Annotated in this window: 24 protein-coding genes and 1 tRNA gene; 21 read left to right on the forward strand and 4 right to left on the reverse strand. The window is 64.6% G+C overall.

Annotation, left to right across the window (positions count from 1 at the left end; all coding sequences use genetic code 11):
* The first annotated feature begins 1 nt into the window (after position 1).
* From G315_RS0111100 to G315_RS0111170, 15 genes are all read left to right on the forward strand, one after another.
* Positions 2-658, forward strand: a complete 657-nt coding sequence (locus G315_RS0111100; protein WP_018146228.1) for an NADH-quinone oxidoreductase subunit J — start codon at positions 2-4, stop codon at positions 656-658.
* An 89-nt stretch (positions 659-747) separates the two neighbouring features.
* Positions 748-1,053 carry an NADH-quinone oxidoreductase subunit NuoK gene (nuoK, locus tag G315_RS0111105; protein ID WP_018141813.1) on the forward strand — a complete coding sequence of 102 codons (306 nt, stop codon included), beginning with the start codon at positions 748-750 and terminating at the stop codon, positions 1,051-1,053.
* A 6-nt stretch (positions 1,054-1,059) separates the two neighbouring features.
* A complete protein-coding gene (nuoL, locus tag G315_RS0111110; protein WP_018146227.1) occupies positions 1,060-3,069 on the forward strand; it encodes an NADH-quinone oxidoreductase subunit L in 2,010 nt (669 codons plus the stop codon).
* A 52-nt stretch (positions 3,070-3,121) separates the two neighbouring features.
* A complete protein-coding gene (locus tag G315_RS0111115) occupies positions 3,122-4,636 on the forward strand; it encodes an NADH-quinone oxidoreductase subunit M (protein ID WP_018146226.1) in 1,515 nt (504 codons plus the stop codon).
* A 13-nt stretch (positions 4,637-4,649) separates the two neighbouring features.
* Positions 4,650-6,098 carry an NADH-quinone oxidoreductase subunit NuoN gene (gene nuoN / locus G315_RS0111120; protein ID WP_018146225.1) on the forward strand — a complete coding sequence of 483 codons (1,449 nt, stop codon included), beginning with the start codon at positions 4,650-4,652 and terminating at the stop codon, positions 6,096-6,098.
* Between the two features lie 3 nt (positions 6,099-6,101).
* Positions 6,102-6,446 carry a DUF2818 family protein gene (locus G315_RS0111125; RefSeq protein ID WP_026182153.1) on the forward strand — a complete coding sequence of 115 codons (345 nt, stop codon included), beginning with the start codon at positions 6,102-6,104 and terminating at the stop codon, positions 6,444-6,446.
* Positions 6,447-6,506: 60 nt separating this feature from the next.
* Positions 6,507-6,583: transfer RNA gene (locus G315_RS0111130), tRNA-Met, on the forward strand.
* Positions 6,584-6,797: 214 nt separating this feature from the next.
* On the forward strand, positions 6,798-7,253 hold the full coding sequence (rimP, locus tag G315_RS0111135) for a ribosome maturation factor RimP (protein ID WP_018146223.1): 456 nt from the start codon (positions 6,798-6,800) through the stop codon (positions 7,251-7,253).
* Positions 7,254-7,330: 77 nt separating this feature from the next.
* The gene (gene nusA / locus G315_RS0111140) at positions 7,331-8,824 is read left to right on the forward strand and encodes a transcription termination factor NusA (RefSeq protein ID WP_018146222.1); all 1,494 of its coding nucleotides are present in this window, start codon (positions 7,331-7,333) and stop codon (positions 8,822-8,824) included.
* A gap of 64 nt (positions 8,825-8,888) precedes the next feature.
* Positions 8,889-11,651: a translation initiation factor IF-2 gene (gene infB / locus G315_RS0111145; protein ID WP_196799827.1), complete on the forward strand. Its 2,763-nt coding sequence runs from the start codon at positions 8,889-8,891 to the stop codon at positions 11,649-11,651.
* Positions 11,651-12,118: a 30S ribosome-binding factor RbfA gene (gene rbfA / locus G315_RS0111150; protein ID WP_018146220.1), complete on the forward strand. Its 468-nt coding sequence runs from the start codon at positions 11,651-11,653 to the stop codon at positions 12,116-12,118. The genes infB and rbfA overlap by 1 nt, the downstream gene beginning before the upstream one ends.
* 31 nt (positions 12,119-12,149) lie before the next feature.
* A complete protein-coding gene (gene truB / locus G315_RS0111155) occupies positions 12,150-13,121 on the forward strand; it encodes a tRNA pseudouridine(55) synthase TruB (protein WP_018146219.1) in 972 nt (323 codons plus the stop codon).
* Between the two features lie 114 nt (positions 13,122-13,235).
* The gene (gene rpsO / locus G315_RS0111160; protein WP_018146218.1) at positions 13,236-13,505 is read left to right on the forward strand and encodes a 30S ribosomal protein S15; all 270 of its coding nucleotides are present in this window, start codon (positions 13,236-13,238) and stop codon (positions 13,503-13,505) included.
* A gap of 122 nt (positions 13,506-13,627) precedes the next feature.
* The gene (pnp, locus tag G315_RS0111165; RefSeq protein ID WP_018146217.1) at positions 13,628-15,715 is read left to right on the forward strand and encodes a polyribonucleotide nucleotidyltransferase; all 2,088 of its coding nucleotides are present in this window, start codon (positions 13,628-13,630) and stop codon (positions 15,713-15,715) included.
* Between the two features lie 69 nt (positions 15,716-15,784).
* Positions 15,785-16,402: a class I SAM-dependent methyltransferase gene (locus G315_RS0111170; RefSeq protein WP_018146216.1), complete on the forward strand. Its 618-nt coding sequence runs from the start codon at positions 15,785-15,787 to the stop codon at positions 16,400-16,402.
* Positions 16,403-16,579: 177 nt separating this feature from the next.
* On the opposite strand, the gene G315_RS0111175 is transcribed toward G315_RS0111170, so the two are convergent.
* The gene (locus G315_RS0111175; protein WP_018146215.1) at positions 16,580-16,858 is read right to left on the reverse strand and encodes a hypothetical protein; all 279 of its coding nucleotides are present in this window, start codon (positions 16,856-16,858) and stop codon (positions 16,580-16,582) included.
* A 111-nt stretch (positions 16,859-16,969) separates the two neighbouring features.
* Between G315_RS0111175 and G315_RS0111180 the strand changes: the two genes are divergently transcribed.
* Together G315_RS0111180 and G315_RS0111185 are read left to right on the forward strand one after the other, a co-directional pair.
* Entirely contained in the window at positions 16,970-18,418 is a 1,449-nt protein-coding gene (locus G315_RS0111180) for a circularly permuted type 2 ATP-grasp protein (protein WP_018146214.1), read from the forward strand.
* A 1-nt stretch (position 18,419) separates the two neighbouring features.
* Positions 18,420-19,379 (forward strand): alpha-E domain-containing protein, encoded by a 960-nt coding sequence (locus G315_RS0111185; RefSeq protein ID WP_026313083.1) that lies wholly within the window; start codon positions 18,420-18,422, stop codon positions 19,377-19,379.
* 19 nt (positions 19,380-19,398) lie between these two features.
* Here G315_RS0111185 and G315_RS0111190 read toward each other — a convergent pair whose 3' ends face one another.
* Positions 19,399-20,223, reverse strand: a complete 825-nt coding sequence (locus tag G315_RS0111190) for a proteasome-type protease (RefSeq protein ID WP_018146212.1) — start codon at positions 20,221-20,223, stop codon at positions 19,399-19,401.
* Between the two features lie 162 nt (positions 20,224-20,385).
* Between G315_RS0111190 and G315_RS0111195 the strand changes: the two genes are divergently transcribed.
* Both G315_RS0111195 and G315_RS0111200 read left to right on the forward strand, forming a co-directional pair.
* Entirely contained in the window at positions 20,386-20,982 is a 597-nt protein-coding gene (locus G315_RS0111195) for a histidine phosphatase family protein (protein WP_018146211.1), read from the forward strand.
* 107 nt (positions 20,983-21,089) lie between these two features.
* Positions 21,090-21,689 carry a histidine phosphatase family protein gene (locus G315_RS0111200; RefSeq protein WP_019612520.1) on the forward strand — a complete coding sequence of 200 codons (600 nt, stop codon included), beginning with the start codon at positions 21,090-21,092 and terminating at the stop codon, positions 21,687-21,689.
* A gap of 64 nt (positions 21,690-21,753) precedes the next feature.
* Here the strand turns inward: G315_RS0111200 and G315_RS0111205 are convergent, their stop codons facing one another.
* Positions 21,754-22,203, reverse strand: coding sequence for a host attachment protein (locus G315_RS0111205; RefSeq protein ID WP_018146209.1), 450 nt, complete (start codon positions 22,201-22,203; stop codon positions 21,754-21,756).
* Between the two features lie 235 nt (positions 22,204-22,438).
* On the opposite strand from G315_RS0111205, the gene G315_RS0111210 reads away from it, so the two are divergent.
* A complete protein-coding gene (locus tag G315_RS0111210) occupies positions 22,439-23,476 on the forward strand; it encodes a DUF21 domain-containing protein (protein WP_018146208.1) in 1,038 nt (345 codons plus the stop codon).
* A 20-nt stretch (positions 23,477-23,496) separates the two neighbouring features.
* Entirely contained in the window at positions 23,497-24,078 is a 582-nt protein-coding gene (locus G315_RS0111215; protein ID WP_019612521.1) for a GNAT family N-acetyltransferase, read from the forward strand.
* A gap of 29 nt (positions 24,079-24,107) precedes the next feature.
* Here the strand turns inward: G315_RS0111215 and G315_RS0111220 are convergent, their stop codons facing one another.
* On the reverse strand, positions 24,108-24,494 hold the full coding sequence (locus tag G315_RS0111220; RefSeq protein WP_018146206.1) for a YajD family HNH nuclease: 387 nt from the start codon (positions 24,492-24,494) through the stop codon (positions 24,108-24,110).
* Positions 24,495-24,503: the final 9 nt, after the last annotated feature.

Below are 24,503 nucleotides of genomic sequence, written 5' to 3' on the forward strand. Positions count from 1 at the left end.
CATGACCTTCGAGCTTGTCCTTTTCTACCTGTTCGGTGCGATCCTGCTGGGAGGGGCGCTGGCGATGATCAGCGTGCGCAACCCGGTGCATGCGGCGCTGTTCCTGGTGCTTTGCTTTGTTGCCGCCGCGGCATTGTGGGTCATGGCGGAGGCCGAGTTCCTGGGCATCGTCCTGGTGCTGGTGTACGTCGGCGCGGTCATGGTGCTGTTCCTGTTCGTGGTGATGATGCTGGACATCAACCTCGCCAAACTGCGCGAGGGCTTCGCCGAGTATCTGCCGGCGGGGATCGTGGTCGCGCTGGCCATGGCCACCGTGCTGGTGCTGGTGATTACCCGCTACATCACCATGGACGCCCCCGAGCGGGCCGGCCCCGAGTACGCCAACACCGAGGCCCTGGGCGCGATCCTGTACACCGAGTACGTCTATCCGTTCGAGATCGCCGCGGTCATCCTGCTGGTCGCGATCATCGCCGCGATCTCGCTGACCATGCGCAAGCGGCCGGATAACAAGTCGATCGACCCGGGCAAGCAGATGGCGGTCTCCCGCGAAGGGCGGGTGCGCATGGTCGCCATGCCGTCGGAGAAGAAAGAAGCCCCGCGCCGGGGTGCGCAGGGGTCCGGGGCGAACGCCCCGGGCAGGGACGACGGCTCGAAGTAGGCACACCGAGTACACAGGCATCCCGGCCGCGCGCCGGGACCCGGACACCGGGGGCGGCCAACGTCCCCGAAAGAACTCAGGGCTAGAACATGATTACGCTAGAGCACTACCTGGTGCTGGCCGCGCTTTTGTTTTCCATTAGCGTGGCCGGGATCTTCCTGAACCGGAAAAACGTGATCGTGCTGTTGATGTGCATCGAGCTGATGATGCTCGCGGTGAACATCAACTTCATTGCCTTCTCGTTTTTCCTGCAGGACCTCGCGGGCCAGGTGTTCGTGTTCTTCATCCTGACCGTCGCCGCGGCCGAGGCGGCCATCGGCCTCGCCATCCTGGTGTTGCTGTTCCGTAATCGCGGAACCATCAACGTCCAGGACATGGATGCAATGAAGGGATAACCGGCCATGGATACGATCTATCTACTCATTGTTCTGGCGCCGCTGTTCGGCGCGATCGCCGCTGGCCTGTTCGGTCGCCAGATTGGCCGTGCCGGAGCGCACACCGTCACCATCCTGGGGGTGGCGGTGTCGTTCATCCTGTCTGTGGTGGTCTTCTGGGCCCATGTCTTCGGGGATGCCGGGGTCTACAACGAGACCCTCTACACCTGGCTGGTGTCGGACGGCATCCAGTTCGAAGTCGGGTTCCTGGTCGACAACCTGACCGCGATGATGATGCTCGTGGTCACCTTCGTCTCCCTGATGGTGCACATCTACACCATCGGGTACATGAAGGACGATCCGGGCTATCAGCGCTTCTTTGCGTACATCTCGTTGTTCACCTTCTCCATGCTGATGCTGGTGATGGCGAACAACTTCATGCAGCTGTTCTTCGGCTGGGAGGCCGTGGGCTTGGTCTCCTATCTGCTGATTGGCTTCTGGTACAAGCGCCCGACCGCGACCTACGCGAACATGAAGGCGTTCATCGTGAACCGCGTCGGGGACTTCGGCTTCCTGATCGGCATCGCCGCGCTGGTGTTCTATACCGGCAGCCTCAACTACACCGAGGTGTTCGCCGAAGGCCAGGCGATGAGCGAGGCCACGATCACCATCTGGCCGGGCTGGACCTTCGGCCTGCTGGATCTGGCCCTGATCTTCCTGTTCATCGGTGCGATGGGGAAATCCGCCCAGGTGCCGCTGCATGTCTGGCTGCCGGATTCCATGGAAGGCCCGACGCCGATCTCCGCGCTGATCCACGCGGCCACCATGGTGACCGCGGGCATCTTCATGGTCGCGCGCATGTCGCCGCTGTACGAGTTCTCGGTCGCGGCGCTGTCGTTCATTCTCATCATCGGCGCGATCACTGCGTTCTTCATGGGCCTGATCGGTCTGGTGCAGAACGACATCAAGCGCGTGGTCGCCTATTCGACGTTGTCCCAGCTGGGTTACATGACCGTGGCTCTGGGGGCGTCGGCGTACGCCGCGGGGCTGTTCCACCTGATGACCCACGCCTTCTTCAAGGCGCTGCTGTTCCTGGCGGCCGGCTCGGTGATCATCGCCATGCACCACCTGCAGGACATGCGCGCGATGGGCGGCCTGCGTCGGTACATGCCGATCACCTACGTGACCGCGCTGATTGGTTCGCTGGCCCTGATCGGCTTCCCGTTCTTCTCCGGGTTCTTCTCCAAGGACGCGATCATCGAGGCGGTGGGCTATTCCGAAACCCCGGGGGCCACGTTCGCCTACTGGCTGGTGCTGGCCGGGGTGTTCGTCACCGCGCTGTACACCTTCCGCATGTTCTTCATGGTGTTCCATGGCGAGGAGCGCTATGACCAGGCACACAAGTACATGCCGGACCACGGCGACGAACACGACGATGAGCATGGCGATGACCACCACCACGGTCCGTTGCAGCCGAAGGAGTCGCCGTGGGTGGTGACCGTGCCGCTGATCCTGCTGGCGATCCCGTCGGTCGTGGCTGGCTACTTCATCGGTCCGATGTTGTTTGGTGACTTCTTCGCCAACAGCCTGTTCGTGTTGCCGGAGCAGGATGTGCTGGCGACCAAGGGCGAGACCTACACCGGGGTCATCGGCTTTGTACTGCACGGTCTGATGCTGCCGGCGTTCTGGCTGGCAATGGCCGGCCTGGCGACCGCCTGGTACCTGTACATGAAGCGCCCGGAACTGCCGGCGTTGATCGCCGAGCGCCTGAAGCTCGGGGTGCGCATCCTCGAGGACAAGTACGGCTTCGACCGCTTCAACGACTGGTTCTTTGCCGGGGGGTCGGTGCGTCTCGGGCGGGCGCTGTGGCGCTATGGTGACGCGCTGATTATCGACGGCTTGCTGGTCAATGGCACGGCGCGCTCGATCGGCTGGATCTCGTCGCGTGTCCGCCACATGCAGTCCGGCTTCCTCTACCACTACGCGTTCGTGATGATCATCGGCCTGCTGGTCCTGATGTTCGCCTTCGTGATCTGAGCGGCTTCGACACCCATGCGCTCGAAGCCCATCGCTGTTTCAAGGAACGACCATGTTTGCTGACTGGCCTATCTTGAGTCTGTTGATCTGGCTGCCGATTCTCGGTGGCTTCCTGGTGCTCGCCGCCGGGCGCGACGCGCCCCGTGTGGCGCGTCGGCTCGGGCTCGCGGTGGCCGTAGCGACCTTTGTCGTCAGCCTGCCGCTCTGGTTCGTGTTCGAGCGGGGGACCGCCGAGATGCAGTTCCAGGAGCTGGCCTCCTGGATCCCGGCGTTCAACGTGAACTACCACCTGGGTGTGGACGGCATCTCCATGCCGCTGATCCTGCTGACCACGCTGATCACCGTGGTCGTCGTGGTTGCCGCGTGGGAATCGGTGAAGGACCGCATTGCCTACTACATGGCCGCGATGCTGGTGATGGAAGGCCTGATGATTGGCATGTTCGCATCGATGGATGCGGTGCTGTTCTACGTGTTCTTCGAGGCGATGCTGATCCCGATGTTCCTGGTGATCGGGATCTGGGGCGGTCCGCGGCGCGTCTACGCCACCCTCAAGTTCTTCCTCTACACCTTCCTCGGTTCAGTGTTCATGCTGGTCGCGCTGATCTGGATGTACATCCAGTCCGGCAGCTTCCTGATCCAGGATTTCCATGCCCTGCAGATCGGCCTGACCGCGCAGATCCTGATCTTCCTCGCGTTCTTCATGGCGTTCGCGGTGAAGATCCCGATGTTCCCGGTACACACCTGGCTGCCGGATGCCCACGTGGAGGCGCCCACTGGCGGCTCGGTGATCCTGGCCGCGATCATGCTGAAGATCGGGGGCTATGGCTTCCTGCGCTTCTCGCTGCCGATCACCCCGGATGCCAGCGCCGTGCTGGACACCATGATGATCGTGCTGTCGCTGATCGCGATCGTCTACATCGGCCTGGTGGCACTGATCCAGAGTGACATGAAGAAGCTGATCGCGTATTCGTCGATCGCGCACATGGGCTTCGTGACCCTGGGCTTCTTCCTCGCGTTCTACATCTACTCCAACACCGGTGACTGGGAAGGCGCCTCGCTGGGGATCGCCGGCGGCATGGTGCAGATGATCTCGCATGGCTTCATCTCGGCGGCGATGTTCCTCGCGGTCGGCGTCCTGTATGACCGGTTGCACAGCCGGCAGATCGCCGACTACGGCGGCGTGGTGAACACCATGCCGTGGTTCGCCGCGTTCTTCGTGCTGTTCGCCATGGCCAACACCGGCCTGCCGGGCACGTCCGGGTTCGTCGGCGAGTTCATGGTCATCCTGGCCGCGTTCAAGGCGGATTTCTGGATCGCCTTCCTCGCCGCGACCACCCTGATCCTGGCCGCTGGCTACACCCTGTGGCTGGTCAAGCGCGTGATCTTCGGCGCGGTGGCCAACGAGAACGTGGCCGGTCTTTCCGACATGAATCGCCGCGAGTTCTTCCTGATGGGCGTGCTGGCCTTCTTCACGCTGCTGCTGGGCGTATGGCCGGCCCCGCTGCTGGATGTGATGAACGCGACCATCGACCACCTCGTGGCGCATATCGCGCAGTCGAAGCTCTGAAGGGGCGCCTGACATGAATTTCGAGATCCCCAATTTCCTCCCCGCCGTGCCCGAGATGTTCGTGCTCGGGATGGCGTGCCTGATCCTGGTGATCGACGCGTTCCTGCCGGATTCGCGGCGTGATGTCACCTACGGCCTGGTGCAGGCGACCCTGGTCGCGGCGGCGGGTCTGACACTGTGGATGATGGGGCCGGAGACGGTCCTGACCTTCTCGGATACCTTCGTGAAGGACCCGATGGCCGACATCCTGAAGGTGGCGGTGTACGTGACCAGCTTCCTGGTCTTCCTGTATTCGCGTCCGTACCTGATGGAGCGCGGCATCCACAAGGGCGAGTTCTACGTGCTGGGCCTGTTCGCGGTGCTCGGCATGATGATCATGATCTCGGGACACAACTTGCTGACCCTGTACCTGGGCCTGGAGTTGCTGTCGCTGTCGTCCTACGCGCTGGTCGCGTTCTGGCGCGACAACTCGCGCGCCACCGAGGCGGCCATGAAGTACTTCGTGCTGGGTGCGCTGGCATCCGGTTTGCTGCTCTACGGCATGTCCATAATCTATGGCATGACCGGTTCGCTGGATATCGCCGTGATCGCCGCCGAATTGGTGGCTGCGGACGAGAGCATGAACGTCCCGCTGGTCTTCGGTCTGGTGTTCCTGGTGGTCGCCATCGCGTTCAAGCTGGGGGCGGTGCCGTTCCATATGTGGGTGCCGGACGTCTACGACGGTGCCCCCACGGCGGTCACGCTGTTCATCGCCACGGCGCCGAAGATTGCGGCATTCGCCTTCCTGATGCGGCTGCTGGTGGAAGGCATGGGTCCACTGCACGCCGACTGGCAAGGCATGCTGATTATCCTCGCGGTCCTGTCGCTCGCAGTGGGCAACGTGATCGCCATCGCCCAGACCAGCATCAAGCGCATGCTGGCCTATTCGACCATTGCCCATATCGGGTTCCTGTTCATGGGGATCCTGGCGGGCACCGACAGCGGGTACGCCTCCGCAATGTTCTACGTGATCGTCTACGCGATCACGGCCGCCGGTGGTTTCGGAATGATCGTGTTCCTGTCGCGCAAGGGGTACGAAGCGGACCAGATCGATGACTTCAAGGGGCTCGCCAAGCGCAACCCCTGGTTTGCGTTCATCATGCTGCTGCTGTTGTTCTCCATGGCCGGTGTACCGCCGACGGTCGGCTTCTACGCCAAGCTGGCGGTGATCCAGGCCGCTGTGGGCGCGGAACTGGTCTGGCTGGCGATCGTCGCGGTGATCTTCTCGATCATTGGTGCCTTCTACTACCTGCGTGTGGTCAAGATGATGTTCTTCGACGAACCCCAGGAAGGTGCGGAGGAGCCGGTCCAGCCGTCCGGTGCGCTGGCCGCTGCGCTTAGCATTAATGGGCTTGCGGTACTGCTGTTGGGAATTTTCCCGGGTCTGCTGCTGTCTTTAACCCACTACGCAATTATCGGGTAACTCGTGACACAGTGGATTCCGTTTGATGTTCTAGTCTGGGGGTATGTGGTGGTGGCGTTTATCAGCGCCAACCTGCCCTGGCTCAGTGATCGTATCGGCCTGATGGTGTTGCCGGAGAGTGGCATCAAGGGTCCGTGGACCCGTATTGGCGAATGGCTAGTGCTGTATATCGTGATCGGCGCAATCGGGAAGGGGCTGGAGTTCCAGGCGACGGGCGGCATCCATCCGCAGGGCTGGGAGTTCTACGTGATCACCCTGTCGCTGTTCGCGATGTTTGCCCTGCCCGGATACATCTGGCGCTACGACCTGCGCCCACACCTGCGGGCTGGCCAGCGCCGGGCACGATAAATAATCGGCGACAGGCCTTGCGGGGCGGGTCGCCGCTTTGGTATAGTTCTGCGTCTCGGATGCGGGGTGGAGCAGTCTGGCAGCTCGTCGGGCTCATAACCCGAAGGTCGCAGGTTCAAATCCTGCCCCCGCTACCAATTGTCAGAGAGGCCCCGTACGGGGCCTTTTTGTTAAGGACCGATGGTCCGGTCGCAACTGCTCGCGGTCGGCCCGCCGTCCTTAAGGCCGCGCTCCCGCGCGCCTCGCAGCGGATGTTTCGCTGCAGTCATCTTGAGAGGTGTACGAGGGGCGTTCGGCGCCCTTTTTTTGTTTCTGGGTCCCGCCCGCGGGACGGAGTCGATCGAGACGCCCTTGTCGCAGAAGGCTGAACAACTGAAAACACTGCTGACCCCGGTTGTCGAGGGGGAAGGCATGCAGCTGTGGGGGCTGGAGTACCACTCCGGTTCCACGCCGCCTGTCCTGCGGATCTATATCGATGGCGAGAATGGCGTCACTGTGGACGATTGCGCGCGCGTCAGCGATCAGGCCGGTGCGGTCATCGAGGTCGAGGAGGCTCTGAAGGGGAACTACACCCTGGAGGTGTCCAGTCCCGGTATCGAACGCCCTCTGTTTACCCCCGAGCAGTTCCGGAGCTACATCGGTCATCCGGTGAAGGTGCGTCTGGCATGGCCGGAGCATGACCGCCGCAATTTCCGTGGCGTACTGCTGTCGGTGGAAGACCCGATGATCGAGGTGGAAGTGGACGGCATGGCCTACGAGCTGCCGCTGGCCGCGATCCACAACGCGCGTGTCCTTGAGCAGCTATAAAAAATAGCTGTAGTCCAGGGCGCTGCTACGCTTTTTGTTGAATCGGCAGGCAACTGCCGAGTGCGGAGAGGCAAGACATGAACAAGGAGATCCTGCTGGTCGCTGATGCTGTGGCGAACGAGAAAGGAGTGGAGAAGGACATCATCTTCGAAGCCCTGGAATCGGCCCTGGCGATGGCGACCCGCAAGTACCACGGCGGCAAGATGGACGTTCGCGTGAGCATCGACCGCGAGGAGGGTGATTACGAGGCCTTCCGGCGCTGGACCGTGGTGGACGACGAGGACCCCGAGTTCGAATCCCCGGAATACCAGACGCTGCTGTCCTATGCCCAGCAGAAGAATCCGGATGCCCAGGTCGGCGACGTGATCGAGGAGCCGGTCGAGGCCGTGGACTTCGGTCGCATTGCGGCCCAGGCCGCGAAGCAGGTCATCGTGCAGAAAGTACGCGAGGCCGAGCGAGCCAAGGTCGTCGCGGAGTACCAGGATCGCGTTGGCACGCTGGTCATGGGGATCGTCAAGCGTACGGATCGCAATGGCACCTATGTGGACCTCGGGAGCAACGCCGAGGCCCTGATCCCGCGCGAACACATGATCCCGCGCGAGACCGTGCGTACCAATGACCGGCTGCGCGGCTATCTCAAGGAGATCCGCCCCGAGGCCCGCGGCCCGCAGTTGATCCTCAGCCGCACCGCGCCGGAGTTCCTGATGGAGCTGTTCAAGCTCGAGGTACCCGAGGTCGGCCAGAACATTATCGACATCATGGGCGCGGCCCGTGACCCGGGTATGCGTGCCAAGATTGCGGTGCGCTCCAACGACCCGCGTCTGGATCCGGTCGGCGCCTGCGTCGGCATGCGCGGCTCGCGTGTGCAGTCGGTGTCCAACGAGCTGGCCGGCGAGCGCATCGACATCATCGTCTGGGACGAGAATCCGGCTCAGTTCGTGATCAATGCGATGTCGCCGGCGGAGGTCCTGTCGATCGTGGTCGACGAGGACAAGCAGTCGATGGATATCGCGGTCGAGGAGGACAAGCTGTCGCTGGCCATCGGCCGTGGAGGCCAGAACATCCGCCTGGCCTCCCAGCTGACCGGCTGGGAACTGAACGTGATGACCGAGGAACAGGCGGCCGAAAAGAGCGACGCCGAGGCCCAGCAGTTGGTCGCGTTCTTCATGGAGGCCCTGGATGTCGACGAGGAAGTTGCCAGCATCCTGGTTCAGGAAGGCTTTACGACCCTGGACGAAGTGGCCTATGTGGAAGAGGCAGAACTGCTGGCGATCGAGGAGTTCGACGAGGCCATGGTCGAGGAGCTGCGCAATCGTGCGAGCGACGCGCTCCTGACCAAGGCCATCGCGGCCGAGGGTGGCGATGGCTATCAGCCCGCGGAGGATCTCCTCGGCATGGAAGGCATGAGCCCGGCGCTGGCGAACAAGCTGGCGTCACATGGCGTGTGCACCATGGAGGACCTGGCGGAGCAGGCATCCGACGACGTGGTCGAGATGACCGGCCTGGATACGGAAGAGGCGTCGGCGCTGATTATGACGGCGCGCGCCCCGTGGTTCGAAACCGGGGAGTAAGCCCCGGTCGCTCGTCTCGCGGACGCGTATCACAGGCTGTCGGTTGGCCTGAAAAGAATCTGGAATGGAGGTAGGCGCCATGGCGCAAATGACAGTGCAGCAATTCGCGGAATCGGTGGGAACACCGGTTGACCGCCTCATGGTTCAGCTCAAGGAGGCGGGCGTCGAGGTCGATGGTCCGGAAGCGGCGATCACCGATGCCGAAAAGCGCAAGCTGCTCGATCACCTCCGTCAGGCGCATGGCGAGGGCGACGCAGGGCGCGTGACCCTGAAGCGCCGGACCCAGGCGCAGACCCTCAAGGTCAGTTCCGGCCAGGGGCGCTCCAAGACGGTCAACGTCGAGGTGCGCAAGAAGCGGACCCTCAAGCCCAAGCCGGCCGAGGCGCAGCCCGAGGCCCCGGTGGAAGAGGCCCCGGTGGCCGAGGAGCAACAGGCCCCGGCGCCCGAGGCCCCGGAAGAAATCCGTGCCGCCGGCCAGGCGGAAGAGACGGCCCCCGAGGCCCCGGTCGAGGACGAGACCCCGGTCGCCGAAGAGGTGCCGGTCGAGGAGCCCAAGGCTGAAGAGCCGGTCGTCGAGACTCCGGCCGAGCCGGAACCCGAGGTGGCCGAAGAGGCGCCGGTCGAGGAGCCCGCTGCCGAACCGGAACCCGTGTCCGAGAAGCCGAAGCGTCCGCTCAGCCGTACCGAGCAGCTGGCGCTGCAGGTGGAGGCCGAGCGCGAAGCCCAGCGCAAGGCGTCCGACGCGCGCAAGCAGGAAGCCGTTGAACGCGAAGAACGCCAGAAGCGTCGGGCGAAAGAGCTCGAGGCCCAGGAGGCCAAGCGCGAGAAGGAAGAACAGACACGGTTGGAGCGCGAAGCCGCAGCGCGGCAGGCCGCTCCGGCGGCTGCCCCGGCAGCCGATGCCAAGGCCGGCAAGGGCGCCCGCAAGGGTGGGCGTAAGGACGAGCGCAAGGAGCTGCATGTCGCCGGGGACCGCCGCGGTCGCCGCAAGAAGGGCGAGAGCCGCAAGGCCCAGTCCGCTGCGGCTCAGGCCGTGACCAGCAAGCACGGCTTTGCCAAGCCGACCGCGCCGGTGGTGCGGGATGTCGAGGTGCCGGAAACCATTACCGTGGCCGACTTGGCCCAGGCGATGGCGATCAAGGCGCCGCAGCTGATCAAGGCCCTGATGGGCATGGGCGTGATGGCCACCATCAACCAGTCGATTGATCAAGACACCGCGATGCTGGTGGTCGAGGAGATGGGGCATAACCCGATCGCCGCGAAGGAAACCTCGGTCGAGGACGAGATCGATACCGGTCTCGAGCAGAATGCCGAGGCCCGGCCGCGGCCGCCGGTGGTGACCGTGATGGGTCACGTCGACCACGGGAAGACCTCGCTGCTGGACTATATCCGCAAGGAGAAGGTCGCCTCTGGCGAGGCGGGTGGGATTACCCAGCACATCGGCGCCTACCACGTTAAGAACAACCACGATGGCGTGACCTTCCTGGATACCCCGGGGCATGCCGCGTTTACCGCAATGCGTGCCCGCGGCGCCCAATCCACCGACATTGTGATCCTGGTGGTTGCGGCGGATGACGGCGTGATGCCGCAGACCATTGAGGCGATCCAGCATGCGAAGGCTGCGGGTGTACCGATGGTCGTGGCGGTCAACAAGGTCGACAAGCCCGAGGCCGAACCGGATCGGGTCATGAACGAACTGGCCCAGCACGAGGTGATCCCCGAGTCCTGGGGCGGCGATACCCAGTTCATTCAGGTCTCTGCCCATACCGGCCAGGGGATCGACGATCTGCTGGAGTCCCTGGGGCTGCAGGCCGAGGTGATGGAGCTGAAGGCCCCGGACGAGGGTCCGGCGCGGGGTGTGGTCATCGAATCGCGCCTGGAGAAAGGCCGCGGCCCGGTCGCGACCATTCTGGTCCAGTCCGGCAAGCTCAAGCACGGCGACATCGTGCTCTCGGGCAAGGAATACGGCCGCGTGCGGGCGATGTTCGACGACACCGGCACGGCCGTGAAGGAAGTCGGCCCGTCGATGCCGGTCGAGGTCCTGGGCCTGTCCGGGGTGCCGGACGCTGGCGACGAGGTGCTGGTGGTGGCCGATGACAAGACGGCCCGCGAGGTCGCAGAACATCGCGACACCAAGCAACGGGAACGCAAGCTGGCCGCGCAACAGGCGTCGAAGCTGGAGAACATCTTCAACCAGATGCAGGACGGCCAGATCGCGACCGTGAACATCCTGATCAAGGCGGATGTGCAGGGCTCGGCCGAGGCCCTGCGCGAGTCGCTGATCAAGCTGTCCACCGACGAGGTCCGCGTGAAGGTGGTCTCCGCCGGCGTGGGCGGGATCTCCGAGTCCGACATGAACCTGGCGATGGCCTCCGAGGCGATCGTGATCGCGTTCAACGTGCGTGCCGATGCGGGCGCGAAGCGCCTCGCGGCGGAGAACGAGATCGACGTGCGCTACTACTCGGTGATCTACGAGGCGATCGACGACGTGAAGCAGGCGCTGTCCGGTCTGCTGTCGGCCGAGATCCGCGAAGAGATCGTCGGCCTGGCGCAGGTGCGCGACGTGTTCAAGGCCTCGGGCTTTGGTCAGGTGGCCGGCTGTCTGGTGATGGAGGGCGCGGTCAAGCGGGGCAACCCGATCCGCGTGCTGCGCGACAACGTCGTAATCTACGAGGGCGAGCTGGAGAGCCTGCGTCGCTTCAAGGACGATGTGAACGAGGTCAAGGCCGGTACCGAATGTGGTATCGCGGTGAAGAACTACAACGACGTGAAGGCGGGTGACCAGATCGAGGTCTTCCAGCGCGTCGAGGTGGCCCGGACGCTCTGATGCCCGGTAACCGCGACTTCCATCGTTCCGACCGTGTCGGGGAGCAGATCCAGCGCGAGCTGGCCGAGCTCATCCGCATGGAGGTCAAGGACCCGCGGGTCGGCATGATCACGCTGGCCGGGGTCGAGGTGTCGCGCGATCTGGCGTATGCCCGAGTGTATTTCACCCAGCTCGGCGGGGCCGAGAAGGGTCAGGAGGCGCAGAAGGGCTTGAACAGCGCCGCCGGTTTTCTGCGTCGGGCCCTGGGGCAGCGCATGCGTCTGCGCTCGGTGCCGCAACTGCGCTTCATCTATGACGATACGCCCGAGCGCGGTGCGCACCTGTCGTCACTGATTAACCAGGCGCTGGCCGAGGATCGGGCGCATCATGCCGACGATCCCGAGACCCTGGATGGGGACGGCGCGGCAGATGACGGTGGCTCCGACAAGCGACGCGATCCGGACGAGGGACCGGAACGCGGGGCCTGAGCCCGGGCGTTTGCGGCCGGGCGGTTCATCCATGGCGAGCAAGCGTCGCGACGTCGACGGCATCCTGTTGCTGGACAAGCCGCGGGGGCGCAGTTCCAACCAGGCGCTGGGCCGGGTCAAGTATCTGTTGCAGGCGAAGAAGGCCGGTCATACCGGGGCACTGGACCCGCGGGCGACGGGCCTTTTGCCGTTGTGCTTCGGGCAGGCCACCAAGGTCTCCGGCTGGCTGCTGGATGCGGACAAGCGCTATGTCGCCGAGGCGCGCCTGGGTGTGGAGACGGACAGCGCGGACCTCGATGGCGCAGTGATCCGCGAGGCGGCGGTGCCGCCCATCGAGCCGGCCACCCTGCGCGAGCTGGAGCGGCGGTTCAGTGGCGACCAGGCGCAGGTCCCGCCAATGGTCTCGGCCCTAAAGCATCAGGGCAAGCGCCTGTACGAGCTCGCGCGTCAGGGGGTGGAGGTGGACCGCCCCCCGCGTCCGGTGCAGATCCATTCCCTGGAGATCGAGCAGATCGCGGCGGATGGCCTGCGTTTGAAGGTGCACTGTTCCAAGGGGACCTATATCCGTTCGCTGGTTGCCGACATCGGGCATGCGCTCGGTTGTGGAGCGGCGGTGGATACGTTGCACCGGGTCGGGCACGGCCACTTCGATGCCGCCGCGATGGTCTCGCTGGAGGCCATTGAGGCGGCCTTCGAGGCGGGCGGGGTCGCCGCCATCGAGGCCTTGCTGCAACCGGCGGAGGCGGCGCTGGCGCACTGGCCGTCGGTCACGCTCGACGCCGCCGCCAGCGCCGCCATGCGCCATGGCAACCCGGCCGCGCCGACCGCCGTGGTCGGGCAGGCCCCAGGGGCGGCGGATGCGCCGTACGAAGGGGATACTGGCTGGCCCCTGGTGCGGATTTTTGATGATGGTGGCCGCTTCCTGGCGGTCGGTGTTCGCGACCCCGACGGGCAGATCCGGGCGCGGCGTTTGTTCGTGCCGGCGGCGCACGCGCCGGCCTGAGCGTGCCCGGTCTCTTTCTGTTCACGTCGTCGTGCGTCGTGCTACCATTGCCCGCCTATCGCCAGCGCCACTGGTCGGTTAACGGTTTAGAAATTTTTCAGGAGTCAGGTTTTCATGTCGCTCACCACCGAAGAAAAATCGGCCATCGTCGAGAAGCACAAGCGCGATCCCAACGACACCGGTTCGCCGGAAGTCCAGGTCGCGCTGCTGACGGCCCGCATCCAGCATCTGATGGGGCACTTCGACAAGCACAAGCAGGATCATCACTCGCGCCGCGGCCTGTTGAAGATGGTCAGCACGCGCCGCAAGTTGCTGACCTATCTCAAGCGTCATGACCAGGAACGCTATCAGGCCCTGGTTCAGGAGCTTGGGCTGCGCCGCTAAGGCCGGCATGACGGGCCCGCGCCATTGGTGCGGGCCCGTTCGCTTTCGGGCCGGCACCAATGGGTCGCGAGAGCCAGAATTCAGGCATCAAAGTCGCAAGAACACGGGAAACGGGAAATAACGTGGCATACAAGAAGTCATTCCAGTACGGAAACCATACGGTCACCTTCGAAACCGGTGACATCGCTCGTCAGGCCAGTGGCGCCGTCATCGTCAATATGGCCGAGACCGTGGTGCTGGTCACCGTGGTGGCTCGCAAGGAAGCCGACCCGGGCCGAGACTTCTTCCCCCTGACCGTGAACTACCAGGAACGCACCTACGCGGCCGGCAAGATTCCGGGTGGATTCTTCAAGCGCGAGGGGCGCCCGAGCGAGAAGGAAACCCTGACTTGCCGCCTGATCGACCGACCGATCCGTCCGCTGTTCCCGGAAGGCTTCAAGAACGAGACCCAGGTGGTCGCGACGGTTATGTCGATCAACCCCGAGGTGGATCCCGATATCCCCGCGATGCTCGGGACCTCGGCCGCGCTGGCGCTCTCCGGCGTGCCCTTCGCCGGTCCGATTGGCGCCGCGCGGGTCGGTTACCGCGCCGGTGAATACCTGCTGAACCCGACCTACAGCGCCCTGGCGGATTCCGACCTTGATCTTGTCGTGGCGGGTACCGAGAACGCCGTGCTGATGGTGGAATCCGAGGCCAACCAGCTCTCCGAAGAGGTGATGCTGGGTGCGGTGATGTACGGCCACGAGCAGATGCAGGCCGCGATCCAGGCAATCAAGGAACTGGCGGCCGAGGCCGGCAAGCCCGCGTGGGAGTGGCAGCCGACGGCGTCGCTCGAATCGCTCGAGGAGCAGATCCAGGGGGTGGTCGGCGAAGAACTGGTAGAGGCGTACCAGATCGCCGAGAAGCAGGCGCGCACGCAGCGCATTGGCGATCTGCGCGGCAAGGCCGTGGAGGCCCTAGTCAGTGAAGACGAGTCCGGGCCCAGCCTGGATGACGTGAAGACGGCCTTCCACGACCTGGAGTACCGCCTGGTCCGTGATCGTATCCTCGACGGCAACCCGCGCATCGATGGCCGCGACACCAAGACGGTACGCCCGATCCACGTGGATACGGGCGTGCTGCCGCGTGCGCACGGCTCCGCCGTGTTTACCCGGGGCGAGACGCAGGCGATGGTGGTGGCCACCCTCGGCACCGATCGCGATGCCCAGATCATCGACGCCCTGGAAGGCGAGCGCCGCGACCGTTTCATGCTGCACTACAACTTCCCGCCTTACTGCACCGGCGAAACCGGCTTTGTCGGGTCACCCAAGCGCCGCGAGATCGGCCACGGGCGCCTCGCCAAGCGTGGCGTGCAGGCGGTGATGCCGAACGAGGCGGACTTCCCCTATGTGCTTCGCGTGGTCTCCGAGATCACCGAATCCAACGGGTCCAGCTCCATGGCCTCTGTCTGCGGTACCTCGCTGGCGCTGATGGATGCCGGCGTGCCGCTGAAGGCCCCGGTTGCAGGTATTGCGATGGGCCTGATCAAGGAAGGCGATCGCTTCGCCGTGCTCTCCGACATCCTCGGCGATGAGGACCATCTGGGGGACATGGACTTCAAGGTGGCCGGCACCAACGACGGCGTGACCGCGTTGCAGATGGACATCAAGATCGACGGGATCACCCGCGAGATCATGGAGCGGGCGCTGGCCCAGGCCCGTGAAGGCCGCATGCATATCCTCGGATGCATGAACGAAGTGCTGCCGCATCATCGTGACGAGATGTCCTCGCACGCGCCGCGCTTCATTACGATGAAGATCAACCCGGACAAGATCCGCGACGTGATCGGCAAGGGCGGGGCGACCATTCGCGCACTGACCGAAGAGACCGGCGCGACGATCGACATCCAGGACGACGGCACGGTGAAGGTCGCCTCCACTGATCAGGCGGCGGGCCTCGAGGCCAAGCGCCGTATCGAAGAGCTGACCGCGGATATCGAGGTCGGGCGCCAGTACACCGGGAAGGTGGCGAAGATCATGGACTTCGGGGCGTTCGTCTCGATCCTGCCGGGCCGTGACGGTCTGGTCCACATCTCGCAGATCTCCGACGAACGTGTCGAGAGCGTCGGCGATTTCCTCTCGGAAGGGGATTCGGTGACGGTGCGGGTCCTGGAAGTGGACAAGCAGGGCCGCATCCGTCTGAGCATGAAGGCGGTCGAACCCGAGTCCTGATCGGACTCGCTTCGATCACGGGCGTTGCTTTTTCCGGCGCCCGGCCATTCAGACTCGGGACGCGTGGGCATGGACCTCGTCAGCATTCGCAAAAGTTACCGGCGCTACGCTCGCCACTACGATGCCACCTTCGGTCGAGTGTTCGCGACCGGGCGGGCCAGCGCGCGGGAGACCCTAGCGCCGGTCTCGGGCAAGCGCATCCTGGAGGTCGGGGTCGGCACCGGGATCTCGCTGCCGGATTATCCGGATGACTGCGAGGTGGTGGGGATCGATGTATCCCGCGAGATGCTGGAGGTTGCGCGTGGGCGCCTGAACGGCGGTCTGCCGGCGGTATCCGGCCTGTGCGAGATGGATGCCGAACAGCTCGGCTTCGCCGACAATAGCTTTGATGCGGTGGTCGCGATGTATGTGGCCACCGTGGTACCCAACCCCGATGCCCTGTTCGCCGAGATGTGGCGAGTCTGCCGCCCCGGGGGACGCTTGCTGGTGGTCAACCACTTTGCCTCGCAGCAATGGTTGTTGCGCGGCGTCGAGCGCTGCCTGCGGCCGCTGTCGAAGGCCGTTGGGTTCCGGCCGGACATGGAATACGAGGACTTCGTGCGCGTGACCGGGCAGGAGCCCTGCATGGTCGCCCCGGCCAGCCTGTTCGGCTACTGGAAACAGGTCGAATTCCGCAAGCCTGTCTGAACGTTCGTCCTCGCATGGCGCCGCCACGAGCACCGTGATTGCGAGGAGCGTAGCGACGAAGCAACCTCCGTCCGTATCCCCTGCGTTTTGTTCGGTTCGGTTGCCTGGCCGCCCAGGAAGGCCGCCATGTCGCCACATTCCTTGCGATGGCAGGGCTTGTGACAAGGCCATGGCTGGTCAGCGGCGGGTGAACAACGGCAGCTCGTGGCGCCGCGCATTGGCGGCGAGAAACTGCCCGCGGCCGTCCCGCTCGGCATCCAGCCCGGCCTGTTCCGTTGAAGGTTCCCCCAGGATTGTTGCCAGGAACACCTCCAGTTCCCGCCCGTCCACCCGCAACCTGCCGAAGGGCGTGCCGTCTGCGGCCGCATACCAGAACAACCGTGGCTGCCAGTTGCATCCCTGGATCTTTGGGTGGCGGTAGAGTTCGATCAGGCGCTGTTCGAGTGCGTCGGACATGGGAACCTCGGTCGGGGCGGGCCGGACGAAACGCTGTGGGCAGAAACGTCGACTGTCGCCAAAAGGCGTTACTGTAGAACAACACCATCCCCGCGTCAGAGGACCCGACGAATGGCCATCGACTGGAAGCAATACGATTCCGCCCCGTTTTACGACGAACTGATCGAGAAACCTGGCCAGCCACGCCCTCCGGCTCGGGCACTCGCGGAATACCTGGCCTCGCTGGACGCGGGCGAGATCCACAGCCGCAAGCAGGCCGCGGACAGCGCGATTCTCGAGATGGGTATCAGCTTCACGGTCTACACCGAAGGCGAGAACATCGACCGCGCCTGGCCGTTCGACATCATCCCGCGGGTCATTGCGCGCAAGGAATGGGATCAGGTCACGGCCGGCCTGGAGCAGCGCCTGAATGCCCTGAATCTGTTCATTGACGATATCTACAACGAGCAGCGGATCTTCCAGGACAAGGTGATTCCGCGCTACGTCCTGAACCAGTCAAAGAACTTCCGCGAACAGTGTGTTGGCATCAAGCCGCCGCAGGGCGTCTGGGCACACATCTGCGGCTCGGACCTGGTGCGCGACGGCTCGGGGCAGTTCTACGTGCTGGAGGACAACCTCCGCGTGCCCTCCGGCGTGTCGTACATGCTGGAGAATCGGCAAGTCACCAAGCGGGTGTTCCCGGAGCTTTTCGAGAGTTCCAGCATCCTGCCGGTGGATGAATATCCCACCCAGCTGTTCGACATGCTCGCCTCGATCTCGCCGCGTCCGCAGGACTACCCGGAGATCGCGGTGCTGACGCCGGGGATCTACAACTCGGCCTACTTCGAGCACTCCTTCCTCGCCCAGCGCATGGGCGCGGAGCTGGTGGAGGGCGCGGATCTGGTGGTCGGCGACGACGACTGCGTCTACATGCGCACCATCGATGGTCTGGAGCGCGTCGACGTCATCTACCGGCGCATCGACGACGAGTTCCTGGATCCGGAGGTCTTCAATCCGGATTCGATGCTGGGCGTGCCCGGGCTGATGCGCGCCTGGCGCCAGGGCAACGTGGGGCTCGCCAACGCGCCGGGCGCGGGCGTGGCCGACGACAAGGTGATGTATGCCTTTGTGCCGGACATTATCCGCTATTACCTGGATCAGGAACCGATCATCCCCAACGTGCCGACTTATCTCTGCGTCAACGAGAAGGATCGTGCCTACGTGCTGGATCACCTTGACGAGCTGGTGGTGAAGCCGGCCAATGAGTCCGGTGGCTACGGCATGCTGGTCGGCCCGCACGCAACCAAGAAGCAACGGGCCGAGTTCGCCCAGCTGATCAAGAAAGACCCGCGCAACTACATCGCCCAGCCGACGCTGGACCTTTCGGTGGCCCCGACGCTGTGCGGTGACGAGATCGAACCGCGGCACCTGGATCTGCGCCCGTTCGTCCTGCAGGGGGTGCGCACCGACGTGACCGCCGGCGGGCTGACCCGCGTGGCGATGCGCAAGGGCTCGCTGGTGGTGAACTCCTCGCAGGGCGGGGGCAGCAAGGACACCTGGATCGTGGACGAGGAGAACTAAGATGCTCTCGAGAGTCGCAGAACGCGTGTACTGGATGGCGCGCTACGTTGAGCGTGCCGAGAACACGGCGCGCATGGTCATGGCCTTCAATCTGCTGGCGCTGGACATGCCGAAATCGGTGCAGCTGTCCTGGAAGGGGCTGGTGGACGTCACCGGTAACGAGGCCCTGTTCGACAACCACTACCAGCGCGAAGATGAACGTAACTGCGTGAAGTTCCTGCTGGCCGATGCCGACAACCCCAGTTCCATCCTCAACTCCCTGCGCGCCGCGCGCGAGAACGTTCGCACCACGCGCGATCTGGTGCCCTCCGAGGCCTGGGAGGTGATGAACGAACTCTATCTGTTCGCGCGCGACCATATCGATCAGGGTATCGGCAAGCGCGGGCGTTTCGAATTCCTCTCGGACGTGATCCAGCGCTGCCAGACCCTGACCGGGCTGCTGGCCGGAACCATGAGCCACGATGCCGCCTACGACTTTATCCGCCTGGGGCGCAACCTGGAGCGGGCCGACATGGGGACGCGGCAGATCGACGTTGGCGCACTGCGCCACCTGAAGAAGGACGGCGAGGACCCGGGCCCCTACGAGGGACTGCTGTGGACCAGCATCCTGCGTTCGGAGAGCGGCTTCCAGATGTATCGTCAGCATGTGAAGCGGCGCATCAACGGCGTGGATGTGGTGCGCTACCTGTTGCAGGACACCGCCTTCCCGCGGTCGGTTACCCACGCCCTGACCCAGGTACAGGACGCGCTGGAAAAACTGCCGAACAACGAACTGCCCCTGCGCCTGGTGATCCAGGGGCGCCGTCACGCGGCCGATGCGCACGTGGACGAATTGATCAAGGAAGAGGCCCTGCACGCCTTCATCGACGTGCTGCAGCGGGATATCGGAGATATTCACGGCGCGAACGCCGAGACCTGGTTCCTGGCCTCGCCGGCGCAGGTGCAGACTCAGGCGGCGTAGCGTCGCCGCGCTGCGGTGTTCAGCGCCGCGGCTTTTTCGTCTTGGCCGAGGAAGACCCCGCCGTCTTGCCGGAGCCGCGGCTGACGCGCGTCCCGCGCAGCTTGCGTTCGTGGGCGGATTCCCAGTCGAAGCGCGGCAGGTCGGTGAAGGCCTTCTTGATGTTCATGTCCCAGGCCTGGGTGAGCGACCGCAGGTAGTCGTCGTCCGTCTCCAGGCACAGGTAATGGTCGAAGGTCAGGGTGCCGCGCTCATAGACCATCACCTCGATCGGTGGCCCCACGGTCAGGTTCGAACGGATCGTCGAGTCGATGGAGACCAGGGCACAGCGCGCGGCATCGCCCAGCGGGGTGGTCGGGTCGATGATGCGGTCCAGAATCGGCTTGCCGTATTTGCTCTCGCCGATCTGCAAGAAGCGTGTCTGCTGCGAGGTGGTGATGTAGTTGCCCTGCGGGTAAACCATGAAGATCGCCGGCGCGTCCTGGCCGATCTGGCCGCCGATGATCAGCGTGGCCTCGGCCTTGATGCCGGAGCGGGACAGTGCCTCGGAGTGCTTTTCCGCCTCTTCGCGGTTGAGCCGGCCCAGATAGTCGGCCGCATCCGACATGCGCTCCACGGTGGCCAGGCTCTCGTCGGCACCTTCTTCCATGTCCCGTTTGAGCTGCTGTACCACGGATTGCGTAGTGGCGAGGTTGCCGGCAGCGAGGACCACAAAGACCCGCTGACCCTCGATCTCGAAGGTGTGCATCTTGCTGTAGGTGCTGACCTGGTCGACGCCGGCATTGGTGCGGGAGTCGGAGGCGAAGACGAGACCGTCGTCCAGATCGATGGCGACACAATAGGTCATGGGGACGCGGGTTTCCGGGCAAGGGGGTGACGGCATACTAGGGCTGGGGTCGGGGGGCGTCAACGCGCCAGGCGGATGGTTGCGCCCAGAACATATATCGAACCGATGCCCTTGGGTGACGGTCTCTTGCTTCGTTGAACCCCTTCCTCACTGGAGGTCCCGATGCTTCGGCGCTGGTTCTTGTTCCTGATCATCCTTGGATTTCCCCCCGTAACCGCGAGCGCCGACACACTGGCCCCGGATGCGCTGATCGAGCGCATGCAGGCGGGTGGGCTGGTGATCTACTGGCGGCATGCGGCCACCGACCGCAGCCAGCGGGACACCGACCTGTCCGACATGAGCCGTTGCGAGGGGCAGCGCAATCTCGACGACCGCGGGCACGAGCAGGCGCGTCAGGTGGGCGAGGGCTTCGAACGCCACGCGATCCCGGTCGAGCGCATCCTGAGTTCGCCCTTCTGCCGCAATGTCGACAGCGCCCGGATTGCCTTCGGCGAGGATTCCTGGGAGGTCCGTGACGACCTGTTCAATGTGCCGCCCGTGCGTGACCGTCAGCGCCAGCAGGAGTTACTCGATGCATTGCGGCGCTATCTGGTGACGGCGCCGGGGGATGCCGGGAAGAACGTGGTGATCGTGGGCCACAACATCAATCTTCAGCAGGCCGCCCGGGTGCGCATCGACGAGGGTGAAATCGCCGTGTTCGAGCCCGGCAGCGACTCGCCCCGGGTACTCGGGGTGCTGACGCCCGACGATTTCGACTGAGCCCCGGGAGACTGTGAGGCGCGGGCCCGGTGGGTGCCGGGTACCGCGGCCGCAGAGCGTCCGCACACAAGGGAAACACCGAATCCATCACTCGCGAGGAGGACGGCATGCGAAATGGGATGCTGAGCGCAATCCTGGCCCTGTTGCTGGTGGCGTTCGGTACCGCAGATGCGGAGACGCTGGCACCGGATGCGCTGATCGAGCGTATGCAGGCGGGTGGGCTGGTGGTGTACTGGCGGCATGCGGCGACCGATCGTTCGCATGACGACTACGACCTGTCCGACATGGACGATTGCGAAGGACAGCGCAATCTGAGCACGCACGGGCGCGAGCAGGCGCGCCAGGTGGGCAAGGGCTTCGAGCATTACGCGATCCCGGTGGAGCAGGTACTGACCAGCGAGTTCTGCCGTAACTGGGAGACCGCGCACTATGCCTTCGGTGACTACGAGATTCGGACCGAGCTCTACAATCTGCCGATTATCCAGGACGATGAACGCCGCGAGGACCTGATCGAAGGCCTTCGGGGGCATCTAAATACTCCGCCCAGGGATCCGGAGAAAAACATCGTCGTTGTGGGCCACGATCTCAACCTGCGCCACGCCGCGGATGTGGAAATCGAGGAGGCGGAAATGGCGGTGTTCGAGCCACACGCCGACGGCCCGCGCCTGCTGGGCACGCTGCAGCCGGACGATCTCGGCAAGCGTTGAGGGGCGTTGGGTCCGACCGGTCGCACCCTGGCCCCGCTATGCGGGGCCAGGGCTGGAATGGTGCCTAGTAGAGGAAGTCGGGCAGGTGCTTGCGCAGGGTGGTGGCGTCGGTCGACTTGGTGATGTTCTTGGCGACCTCGGCGGTGACGCTATGGGCGACGGTCGGGTCCAGCATTTCGCGCAGGGCGCCCAGGAACGAGGGGGCGGCGACGATCACCAGTTTTTTGAAGGTGCCGTCGTTATGGGCGGACTTGAGGCGTTCGGCCACCTGTCGGGCAAAGCGGTTGCGCTCGTTGGCGGCGGGGTCGGTGCTGTCCTGCATGGCGTGGCGGGCGTCCCCGCTGGCGCTGCTCCAGCTGCGCCCGGGACGATCCGAGACGAGATCCTGATTGTGGGCGCGGGATTCGCTGTGCGAGAGCGTCTCGCTCTCGTGCATCCCCTGGCAGGCACGGCCCTCGCAGGTGAAGATGCGGGCTCGTGCGGCGTCGGCGACAACGATCCAGACAGTATCCATGCAGATCCTCCTGTAGCGTATTCGGTGGCCCGACCGGCCGTTTCCTGACGTACCGGGCCGCTGTGGCGCCGGCCCGACAGGCATCGGCCCCATCTCCGAGTGTAGATGTTTTGCCGGTTTGCGGGTGCGGCTTGGCATGACGAAACGTACGTTCCGTGCGGGCGCGCACGGCTTGCCACGCGGTACCCTGAAGCCTCTCCCGTTCGTGCGCCGTGTTGCCCAAGGAAAAGACCCCATGAGCGTCCTCACCTGGCTGGGTATCCTCGTCTGCCTGTCCCAATCGGCGATTCTGTCCGGACTCAATCTCGGACTGTTCTCGCGCAGCAAGCTGGAGCTGGAGGTCGAGGCGCAGAAGGGCGACCGGCGCGCGGAGCGCCTGCTGGCCCTGCGCGCCGATGCCAACTTTGCCCTGGTGACCATTCTCTGGGGAAACGTCTCCGTCAACGTGCTGCTGGCGTTGTTGTCGGGTTCGGTGATGGGCGGCGTGGCGGCATTCCTGTTCTCTACCGTGGTGATCACGATCTTTGCCGAGATTCTGCCGCAGTCCTACTTTTCGCGGCATGCCCTGCGGGTCGCGGGGGCGCTGTATCCACTGCTGCGCTTCTACCAGATCCTGATGTACCCGGTGGCACGGCCCACTGCCTGGGTGCTGGACCGCTGGCTGGGGGGCGAGGAGATTCGCTTCTTCCCCGAGCGGGATCTGCATCACCTGATCGACCTGCACATGCAGGCCCACGGCAGCGAGATTACCCGGGTCGAGGGGCGGGGCGCGCGGAATTTCCTCGAGCTGGACGACATCCTGGTGCAACACGAGGGCCAGGCGCTGGCCCCGGACAGCGTGATCACGCTGGACTTCGAGGCCGGGCGTCCGGTGTTCCCGGCGATCGAGCCCCGTACCGATGATGCGTTCCTGCGTCGACTCAATGGGCCGGGTCGCAGCTGGATGGTGGTCATCGATCCCGAGGGCGAGCCGCGCACGGTGATCCGGGTCGCGGATTTTACCCGCGAGGCGCTGTTTGCGCCGGAGCGGTTCGATCCCCACCATCACTGCCATCACCCGCTGGTCGTGCGTGATGGCAGCCACCGGCTGGGCAGCCTGGTACCCCATTTCCGGGTGCGCCCGGCCAGCAGCGGCGACACGGTGGTTGGGGACGACGTGATCCTGCTGTGGACCGATAGTCAGCGCCGGATATTGAGTGGGTCGGATATCCTTGGGCGCCTCTTGCGTGGTGTCGGCCGAGAGGCCCCTGCGGACACGCCGGCGCCGGTTTGATTGCCATGCCGGGAGGACGAATGGAGTTCAGGAGCGTGGGAGGGGCGGGGATTGCCCCCTATCTGGAGGATGTTGCACGCCTGCGCATCGCAGTCTTCCGCGAGTGGCCATATCTCTACGACGGCAGCGCGGAGTACGAAGAGCGGTATCTGCAGGACTACGTCGACTGCCCGGACAGTACGCTGGTACTCGCGCTGGAAGGTGATCGCGTCGTGGGGGCCTCCACTGCGCTGCCGCTGGCTGCGGCCGAGGCGGAATTCCAGGCTCCCTTCCTTGAGCAAGGACTGGACCCGGCGGCGTATTACTACCTGGCGGAATCGGTACTGGAGCCGGACTTCCGCGGCCAGGGGGCGGGGCATCGGTTCTTCGACGAGCGCGAGGCGGCAGCGCGGCGCCTGGGCTTTGCCCATGCCACCTTCTGCGCGGTGGTGCGCCCGGAGGATCACCCGCGACGCCCGGCCGGTTACCGGCCCCTGGACGGGTTCTGGAAGAAGCGCGGCTACCGGCGCGCCGAGGGGCGGGTTGGCCACTTCCCGTGGCCGGATATCGGCGAGAGGCAGGAGAGCCTCAAGCCATTGCAGTTCTGGTGGCGCCGGCTCTGACCCGATGCCGACTCCAGCCCGCAGTCGTTCTACGCCTTCGAGTCGTCGCCGCCCCGGTCGTTCGTGTCAAGCAACCCGGCCAGCCCGGCAAACGGGTTGTGGGTGGCCGAGGAGGTGCTCGCCGTATTCCCGCTGCCCGGAGTGGCGTCGGTGTAGCGCTGGTGTTCGTTGTCGTGGCAGTACAGGCACAGCAGCTCCCAGTTGCTGCCGTCGGATGGATTGTTGTCGTGGTTGTGGTCGCGGTGGTGCACGGTTAGCTCGCGCAGATTGACGCGGGTGAATTCGCGCCCGCAGCGGCCGCATACCCACGGATACATCTTCAACGCTTGCTCGCGGTAGCCCTGTTCCCGTTCCGCCTGGTCGCGGCGGCTGCGGGCAACCAGGTCGTCGAGGCGGTTGGGGGTCGAGTGGCTCATAGGGCGTTC

This window comes from Thioalkalivibrio sp. AKL7 (assembly GCF_000381705.1).
Lineage (GTDB): Bacteria > Pseudomonadota > Gammaproteobacteria > Ectothiorhodospirales > Ectothiorhodospiraceae > Thioalkalivibrio > Thioalkalivibrio versutus.

Coding starts and splice junctions, on each gene's coding strand:
- nuoN (WP_018146225.1), top strand. CDS start 4,650: ATGAATTTCGAGATCCCCAATTTCCTCCCCGCCGTGCCCGAGATGTTC.
- infB (WP_196799827.1), top strand. CDS start 8,889: ATGGAGGTAGGCGCCATGGCGCAAATGACAGTGCAGCAATTCGCGGAA.
- G315_RS0111170 (WP_018146216.1), top strand. CDS start 15,785: ATGGACCTCGTCAGCATTCGCAAAAGTTACCGGCGCTACGCTCGCCAC.
- nuoK (WP_018141813.1), top strand. CDS start 748: ATGATTACGCTAGAGCACTACCTGGTGCTGGCCGCGCTTTTGTTTTCC.
- nuoL (WP_018146227.1), top strand. CDS start 1,060: ATGGATACGATCTATCTACTCATTGTTCTGGCGCCGCTGTTCGGCGCG.
- G315_RS0111190 (WP_018146212.1), bottom strand. CDS start 20,223: ATGACCTATTGTGTCGCCATCGATCTGGACGACGGTCTCGTCTTCGCC.
- G315_RS0111100 (WP_018146228.1), top strand. CDS start 2: ATGACCTTCGAGCTTGTCCTTTTCTACCTGTTCGGTGCGATCCTGCTG.
- G315_RS0111180 (WP_018146214.1), top strand. CDS start 16,970: ATGGCCATCGACTGGAAGCAATACGATTCCGCCCCGTTTTACGACGAA.
- rbfA (WP_018146220.1), top strand. CDS start 11,651: ATGCCCGGTAACCGCGACTTCCATCGTTCCGACCGTGTCGGGGAGCAG.
- G315_RS0111220 (WP_018146206.1), bottom strand. CDS start 24,494: ATGAGCCACTCGACCCCCAACCGCCTCGACGACCTGGTTGCCCGCAGC.
- G315_RS0111200 (WP_019612520.1), top strand. CDS start 21,090: ATGCGAAATGGGATGCTGAGCGCAATCCTGGCCCTGTTGCTGGTGGCG.
- G315_RS0111115 (WP_018146226.1), top strand. CDS start 3,122: ATGTTTGCTGACTGGCCTATCTTGAGTCTGTTGATCTGGCTGCCGATT.
- truB (WP_018146219.1), top strand. CDS start 12,150: ATGGCGAGCAAGCGTCGCGACGTCGACGGCATCCTGTTGCTGGACAAG.
- G315_RS0111195 (WP_018146211.1), top strand. CDS start 20,386: ATGCTTCGGCGCTGGTTCTTGTTCCTGATCATCCTTGGATTTCCCCCC.
- nusA (WP_018146222.1), top strand. CDS start 7,331: ATGAACAAGGAGATCCTGCTGGTCGCTGATGCTGTGGCGAACGAGAAA.
- G315_RS0111185 (WP_026313083.1), top strand. CDS start 18,420: ATGCTCTCGAGAGTCGCAGAACGCGTGTACTGGATGGCGCGCTACGTT.
- G315_RS0111175 (WP_018146215.1), bottom strand. CDS start 16,858: ATGTCCGACGCACTCGAACAGCGCCTGATCGAACTCTACCGCCACCCA.
- G315_RS0111215 (WP_019612521.1), top strand. CDS start 23,497: ATGGAGTTCAGGAGCGTGGGAGGGGCGGGGATTGCCCCCTATCTGGAG.
- rpsO (WP_018146218.1), top strand. CDS start 13,236: ATGTCGCTCACCACCGAAGAAAAATCGGCCATCGTCGAGAAGCACAAG.
- G315_RS0111205 (WP_018146209.1), bottom strand. CDS start 22,203: ATGGATACTGTCTGGATCGTTGTCGCCGACGCCGCACGAGCCCGCATC.
- G315_RS0111210 (WP_018146208.1), top strand. CDS start 22,439: ATGAGCGTCCTCACCTGGCTGGGTATCCTCGTCTGCCTGTCCCAATCG.